The organism is Pseudomonas sp. 1D4 (assembly GCF_001728925.1).
GTDB classification, from domain to species: Bacteria; Pseudomonadota; Gammaproteobacteria; order Pseudomonadales; family Pseudomonadaceae; genus Metapseudomonas; species Metapseudomonas otitidis.
Window position 1 is genome coordinate 36489 of the sequence record NZ_LXJQ01000054.1, and the last position, 6000, is coordinate 42488.

A 6000-nucleotide genomic window follows, 5' to 3' on the forward strand; every position below is an offset into this window, starting at 1 on the left:
GCCCGCCATGGACCGCCTCCAGCCACACGACCTGCTCTGGGGCCTGGCCCCGGACCACCTGCCCGCCGAGGCCCCGGCCTGGGCACGGCAGGTGCTGGCCGCCGGGCAACCGGTGGTGGTGCGCCGTGGGTGCTGTCCGGCGGGCCAGGTGGCCGTGGGGGTGCGTGGCGCCACCCGGGCCGAGCGTTTCGCCGCCTGCATGCCGGTCGCCGCCGTGCAGCGACGCCTCGCCCCGGAGCACCTGCGCCTGCGCGCGCCGGGGGAACTGCCGGCCCTGCGGGCCCTGGCCCAGGTGACGCCTTTGCTGGACGCCCTCGGCCTGCCCTGGGGGCCCACTGGCGGGGTGGGCTACCAGCTCGCCACCGGACGCGACGTGCTGCACGCAGAGAGTGACCTCGACCTGCTGCTGCGCACCACCGAGCCCCTGCCGCGCGCCTGGGCGCAGGAGCTGCTGGTGCTGTTCGAAGACCTGCCCTGCCGCGTCGACCTGCAACTGCAGACCCCCCAGGGCGGCGTGGCCCTGCGCGAGTGGGGCGGCAGCGCCCGCCGCGTGCTGCTCAAGTGCGACGCTGGCGCGCGGCTTGTGGATAACCCCTGGCAGCCCCTGGAGGACGTGGCATGAGCAGCCTGTTCGCCTTTCCCGGCCAGGGCGCCCAGCAGCCCGGCATGCTCCAGGCCCTGCCGGCAGCGCCGGAAGTGCGTGCCTGCCTGGACGAGGCCGCCGAGGTGCTGGGGGAGGACCTGGCCCGGCTCGACAGCGCCGAGGCTTTGCGTTCCACCGGTGCGGTGCAGCTCTGCCTGCTCATCGCCGGGGTCGCCAGCGCCCGCCTGCTGCTGGCGCGCAGCCCGGCGCCGGACTACGTCGCCGGGCTGTCCATCGGCGCCTACCCGGCGGCGGTGGTGGCCGGCGCCCTGGACTTCGCCGATGCCCTGCGCCTGGTGGCCCTGCGTGGCGAGCTGATGCAGCGGGCTTATCCACAGGGCTTCGGCATGACCGCCCTGCAGGGGCTGGACCTGACCACGGTGGAAGGGCTGCTGGCCGAGGCCGAGGGCCCGGTGTTCCTCGGCAACCTCAACGCCGACAACCAGATCGTCATCGCCGGCAGTGACGCCGCCATGGCCACCGTCGCCGAGCGGGCCCGCGCCCTCGGGGCCGGCCTGGCGAAGCGCCTGGCGATGAGCGTGCCGTCCCACTGCCCGCTGCTGGAAGCGCCGGCCCGTGAGCTGGCGGCGGCCTTTGCCGAGGTGCCGCTGCGGCGCCCGGCGATCCGCTACCTCAGTGGCACCACCGCGCGGCCGATCCACGACCCGGAGCGCCTGCGCGACGACCTCGCCTTCAACATGTGCCGCGTGGTCGACTGGCACGGCACCCTGCGCACCGCCTATGAGCGCGGCGTGCGCCTGTTCATCGAGCTGCCCCCCGGCGCCGTGCTCAGCGGCCTGGCGCGGCGGGTGTTCGAAAAAGGGACGGTGATCGCCTTCCAGGGCGCCCGCCTGGATACGCTGGACGCCCTGTTGCGCCAGGAGGTGGAGCACTCCCGATAAGCGCCGTGCAATTCGAAGGATAAAAACAAGCCACTTCGACCCGAACACGAGGACAACAACAATGATCATCTACGGTGTGGCCTTCCTGGCCCTGTGTACCCTGCTCGGCCTGTTCATCGGCGAACTCCTGGGCAAGCTCCTGGGCGTTCCCGCCAACGTCGGCGGTGTCGGCATCGCCATGCTGCTGCTCATCTTCGTCGGCAGCGCCCTGCACAAGCGCGGCCTGATGGGCGCCAAGAGCGAGCAGGGGGTGGAATTCTGGAGCGCCATCTACATCCCCATCGTGGTCGCCATGGCCGCCCAGCAGAACGTGCTCGGCGCGCTGTCCGGCGGGCCCATGGCGATCCTCGCCGGCATCGCGGCGGTGGTCCTCGGCTTCGCCATGGTCCCGGTGCTGGACCGTCTCGGGCAAAAGAAGCCCGACGCTGATGCCTTGAAGCCCGCGCAACGGTGACCGCCATGTACGAATCCATGCTGAAAGTGATCAACGGCTACGGGCTGATCAGCGGCTTCGCCGTCATCGGCGTGACCATGTGGCTGTCCTACTGGCTCTCCGACAGGCTGACGCGGGGTCGCCTGCACGGCTCGGCCATCGCCATCTTCCTCGGCCTGGCGCTGTCCTATGTGGGCGGGGTGATGACCGGCGGGCAGAAGGGCCTGGTGGACGTGCCGCTGCTGTCCGGCATCGGCCTGCTGGGCGGCGCCATGCTGCGGGACTTCGCCATCGTCGCCACGGCCTTCGGGGTGAACATTGAGGAACTCAAGCGCGCCGGTGTGTCCGGGGTGGTGGCGCTGTTCTTCGGCATCGGCACCTCCTTCGTCGCCGGGGTCGGTGTGGCGCTGGCCTTCGGCTACACCGACGCGGTGAGCCTGACCACCATCGGCGCGGGGGCGGTGACCTACATCGTCGGCCCGGTGACCGGCGCGGCCATCGGCGCCAGCTCCGAGGTGATGGCGCTGTCCATCGCAGCCGGCCTGGTGAAGGCCATCCTGGTGATGGTGGCGACGCCCTTCGTCGCGCCCTTCATCGGCCTCAACAACCCGCGCACGGCGGTGATCTTCGGTGGCCTGATGGGCACCTCCAGCGGCGTGGCCGGGGGCCTGGCGGCCACCGATCCGAAGCTGGTGCCCTACGGTTGCCTGACCGCCGCCTTCTACACCGCGCTGGGCTGCCTGCTGGGCCCATCGCTGCTGTTCTTCATGATGCGCGGCCTGGCCGGCTGAGCTACTGCCGCAGGCTGTACATGCGGCACTCGGCCAGCAGCGCGAGCAGGTTGGGGTCGCGCTCGCGGGCCTTGAGGAAGACCACGCCGATGTGCTGCTGCAGGCGGTAGCGCGCCTGCAGCGGGATGAGCTTCACGCGGTTCTCGTACACCGCCGCGATGCGCCCGGGCAGCAGGGCGTAGCCGACCCCGGAGCTGACCATGCTGAGCAGGGTGAAGATGTCGTTCACCTGCATCGCCACCTTCGGCTCGAAGCCCGCCTGCTGGAACACCCGCGCGCCGTCGCGGTGGGTGGCGAAGCCCTGGGTGAGGGTGATGAAGGTGGAGTCGGCCAGGTCCGCCAGGTCCACCTCCGGTTGCTCGGCGAAGGGCGAGTCGGTGGGCACGGCGAGGAAGATGTCGTCGGAGAACAGCGGCAGCTGCTCGCAGTCCGGGTCGCTGACGCTGTCGTCGAGGGACACCAGCATGGCGTCCAGCTCCAGGTTCTTCAGGCGGTAGAGCAGGTCGGCGTTGGAGCCCAGGGTGAGGTCGATGTTCAGCTCGCTGCGGCGGATCTTCAGGCCCATCACCAGCTGCGGCACTGTCTTCACCGTCAGCGAATAGAGCGCACCGAGCTTGAAGCGCTCGGCGGAAAAGCCCGCCGCCTCGCGGGTCAGGCGCACCATGTCGAGCACGTCCTGCACCAGCTTCTGGGCCTTCTCCTCCAGCACGTAGGCGCTTTCCAGCGGTGTCAGGTTGCGCCCCTCGTGCTTGAACAGCGGGCAGCGCAGGGCGCTCTCCAGGGAGTGGATGGCGCGGTGCACGCTGACGTTGCTGGTGCCCAGCGCCGCCGCCGCGCGGGACAGGTTTCCCGCGCGCATGAAGGCGAGGAAGGTCTCCAGTTTCTTCAGGGTCAGTTCGTCGTCGATCTGCATGGCGCCGTGTTCCGGTGCTGGGGAGCGAGGGGCTCATCCTACTCGCTCGGGCCTGGCGGACGAGGATGACCTGCAGCTATAGGCTAATAATGCATAAGCAAATAAATTCTTATTCCTTAACAGGTATATGGCGAGCCCCTAGACTGCCCTTCATCGAACGTCTCGCAAGGAGGGCTCGCCATGCGCAGCCAGGCCATTCGCTACTTGATCCTGCCAGGGTGGCAGGGCTCCCCCGACGACCATTGGCAGAGCCACTGGGAGCGCACGCTGCCCAACGCGCAGCGGGTGGAGCAGGCCGACTGGGACCAACCCGACCGTGTGGCCTGGGTGGCGGCGCTGGAGCGGGCCATCGATGCCGAGCGCACCCCGGTGATCCTCGTCGCCCACAGCCTGGGCTGCGTCACCGTGGCCCACTGGGCGGCCCAGGCCGGCCCGGACGTGCTGCGTCGGGTGCGCGGTGCGCTGCTGGTCGCCCCGGCGGATGTGGAGCGCCCCGGCTGCCCGGACGCGCTCACCGGCTTCGCGCCGATCCCCCGCACGGCCCTGCCGTTCCCCACGCTGCTGGTGGGCTCCGACAACGACCACGCGGCCAGCCCGCAGCGGGCCCTGCAACTGGCCCGTGACTGGGGCGCCGAGCCGGCCCTCCTCGCCGGCGCCGGGCACATCAACGTGAAGTCCGGTCACCAGCGCTGGGAGCAGGGCTTCGCCTACCTCTACCGCCTGCAGGGGCGCATCGAGCAACTGGCCCGCCTGCGCGCCTGAGCCGGGCGCGCCTCCATTCATCGCGTGACGTCCGGGACCCGCCAGCGCGCAGGCCCCGGCGGGAGATTTCGTCCATGAGCCAGCCAGCCAATGGCCAACCCCTGCTGACCTTCGCCGACGCCGACCGCAGCCCGCTGAGCATCCGTGCCCGTGCGCTGGTGTTCGTCGACGCCCGTTCGCGGCGCCTGCGGGAGGAAATCGAACACCTGGCACCGGCCGCCGTGCCGGTGCTGATCCAGGGCGAGACCGGCACCGGCAAGGAACTGCTGGCGCGGCAGATCCACCGCGCCAGCGAGCGGCCGGGGCTGTTCGTGGCGGTCAACTGCGGCGCCATCAGCAAGGCCTACGCCGAGGCCGAACTGTTCGGCCACGCCCCCGGCGCCCATGCCGGCTCGGCCAGCAGCCGCGCCGGCTGGTTCGGCTCGGCCAATGGCGGGACGCTCTACCTGGACGAGATCGGCGACCTGCCGCTGCCGCTCCAGGCGCGCCTGCTGGCGGCCCTGGAAAGCCGCGAGGTGACCCGCGTCGGCGCCCAGCAGCCGACCCCGGTGGACGTGCGCCTGGTGGCCGCCACCAGCATCGACCTGGCCCAGGCGGTGCGTGCCGGCAAGTTCGACGAGCGGCTCTACCCGTACCTCAACGAAGGGCGCGTGGAACTGCCGCCGCTGCGCGAACGCCCCGACGACATCCTGCCGCTGGCCGAGTACTTCCTCGGCATCTACGCCCAGCGCCTCGACCTGCCGCTGCCGCTGATCGGCGCCCAGGCCCAGGCGGCGCTGGAGAGCTACCCCTGGCCGGGCAACACCCGCGAGCTGGAGAACAGCATCCACTTCGCCCTGCTGGTGAGCGACGGTGAGGAGATCCTGCCGCACCACCTCAACCTGCCGCCCGCACCGAGTCATGCACAGCTCGCCCAGCAGCTTCGTCAATTGGCGGCCAACGATGTGGACAAGCTGCGGCAGTTGTTCGCCGAGGTGCTGGCGGGGTAGGCGTCGAGGGGGCCAGGGGTGGGTCGACGAAATGTGACCCACCCGGAGACAGGCCCTAGCCGTGCAGGTGGAACAGCTTGTGCACGATGCGCCAGCGGCCGTCGATCTTCAGCAGCGAGAGGTAATCGGTGAAGTCCAGGCCGGCGTAGACGTCGGTGACCTTGGCCAGGGCGGTGTCGCCGGTGAGGTCCAGGGACTCCAGCCGCCACACCGGCGCTTCGCCCTCGGCCACCACCGGCCCCTTGGCCTGCAGGCCGGTGATGAAGGCTTCCGGCGAGAGCCACTGCAGGTCCGGGCCGAAGTGCCCGACGATGCGGCTGTCGGGGTGGAAGGCGCTGCGCAACCGCGTCGCGTCCGCCCGCACCATGCCTTCTACGTAATCCCGTACCACTGCCTCGATGGCCTGGCGTTCCGCTTCCATGTCCGTGCTCCTGTCGCGTGGGAAAGGCCAGAGCCTAGCCCGCCCGGGCCGATCCCGCAGCTCCCGGTGTTCCGTACCGCGAACCCTCCCATCGCTCCGATACACCGCGCGGCTCGGGGTTGGGCGGTGGATCGGTGAAGCGCGAT

8 protein-coding genes are annotated in these 6000 nt (G+C 70.6%); 6 read left to right on the forward strand and 2 right to left on the reverse strand.

The window, feature by feature from the left end; genetic code table 11:
• Window positions 1–7: 7 nt before the first annotated feature.
• The 4 genes from A7D27_RS22480 (at window position 8) to madM (ending at window position 2769) form a co-directional block, all read left to right on the forward strand.
• Window positions 8–622 (forward strand): malonate decarboxylase holo-ACP synthase, encoded by a 615-nt coding sequence (locus tag A7D27_RS22480; protein WP_069566143.1) that lies wholly within the window; start codon window positions 8–10, stop codon window positions 620–622.
• Complete coding sequence (gene mdcH, locus A7D27_RS22485) at window positions 619–1545, forward strand: malonate decarboxylase subunit epsilon (RefSeq protein ID WP_069566144.1); 927 nt, start codon at window positions 619–621, stop codon at window positions 1543–1545. The genes A7D27_RS22480 and mdcH overlap by 4 nt, the downstream gene beginning before the upstream one ends.
• A 61-nt stretch (window positions 1546–1606) precedes the next feature.
• Window positions 1607–1999, forward strand: coding sequence for a malonate transporter subunit MadL (gene madL / locus A7D27_RS22490; protein WP_069566145.1), 393 nt, complete (start codon window positions 1607–1609; stop codon window positions 1997–1999).
• Between the two features lie 5 nt (window positions 2000–2004).
• Entirely contained in the window at window positions 2005–2769 is a 765-nt protein-coding gene (gene madM, locus A7D27_RS22495; protein WP_069566146.1) for a malonate transporter subunit MadM, read from the forward strand.
• 1 nt (window position 2770) lies between these two features.
• On the opposite strand, the gene A7D27_RS22500 is transcribed toward madM, so the two are convergent.
• Window positions 2771–3682 (reverse strand): LysR substrate-binding domain-containing protein, encoded by a 912-nt coding sequence (locus tag A7D27_RS22500; RefSeq protein WP_069563517.1) that lies wholly within the window; start codon window positions 3680–3682, stop codon window positions 2771–2773.
• A 180-nt stretch (window positions 3683–3862) separates the two neighbouring features.
• On the opposite strand from A7D27_RS22500, the gene A7D27_RS22505 reads away from it, so the two are divergent.
• On the forward strand, window positions 3863–4444 hold the full coding sequence (locus A7D27_RS22505; RefSeq protein ID WP_069566147.1) for an alpha/beta hydrolase: 582 nt from the start codon (window positions 3863–3865) through the stop codon (window positions 4442–4444).
• Window positions 4445–4518: 74 nt separating this feature from the next.
• Window positions 4519–5433 (forward strand): sigma 54-interacting transcriptional regulator, encoded by a 915-nt coding sequence (locus A7D27_RS22510; protein WP_069563519.1) that lies wholly within the window; start codon window positions 4519–4521, stop codon window positions 5431–5433.
• Between the two features lie 55 nt (window positions 5434–5488).
• Here A7D27_RS22510 and A7D27_RS22515 read toward each other — a convergent pair whose 3' ends face one another.
• Window positions 5489–5854 carry a nuclear transport factor 2 family protein gene (locus tag A7D27_RS22515; protein ID WP_069566148.1) on the reverse strand — a complete coding sequence of 122 codons (366 nt, stop codon included), beginning with the start codon at window positions 5852–5854 and terminating at the stop codon, window positions 5489–5491.
• Window positions 5855–6000: the final 146 nt, after the last annotated feature.

Coding starts and splice junctions, on each gene's coding strand:
- A7D27_RS22480 (WP_069566143.1), top strand. CDS start 8: ATGGACCGCCTCCAGCCACACGACCTGCTCTGGGGCCTGGCCCCGGAC.
- mdcH (WP_069566144.1), top strand. CDS start 619: ATGAGCAGCCTGTTCGCCTTTCCCGGCCAGGGCGCCCAGCAGCCCGGC.
- madL (WP_069566145.1), top strand. CDS start 1,607: ATGATCATCTACGGTGTGGCCTTCCTGGCCCTGTGTACCCTGCTCGGC.
- madM (WP_069566146.1), top strand. CDS start 2,005: ATGTACGAATCCATGCTGAAAGTGATCAACGGCTACGGGCTGATCAGC.
- A7D27_RS22500 (WP_069563517.1), bottom strand. CDS start 3,682: ATGCAGATCGACGACGAACTGACCCTGAAGAAACTGGAGACCTTCCTC.
- A7D27_RS22505 (WP_069566147.1), top strand. CDS start 3,863: ATGCGCAGCCAGGCCATTCGCTACTTGATCCTGCCAGGGTGGCAGGGC.
- A7D27_RS22510 (WP_069563519.1), top strand. CDS start 4,519: ATGAGCCAGCCAGCCAATGGCCAACCCCTGCTGACCTTCGCCGACGCC.
- A7D27_RS22515 (WP_069566148.1), bottom strand. CDS start 5,854: ATGGAAGCGGAACGCCAGGCCATCGAGGCAGTGGTACGGGATTACGTA.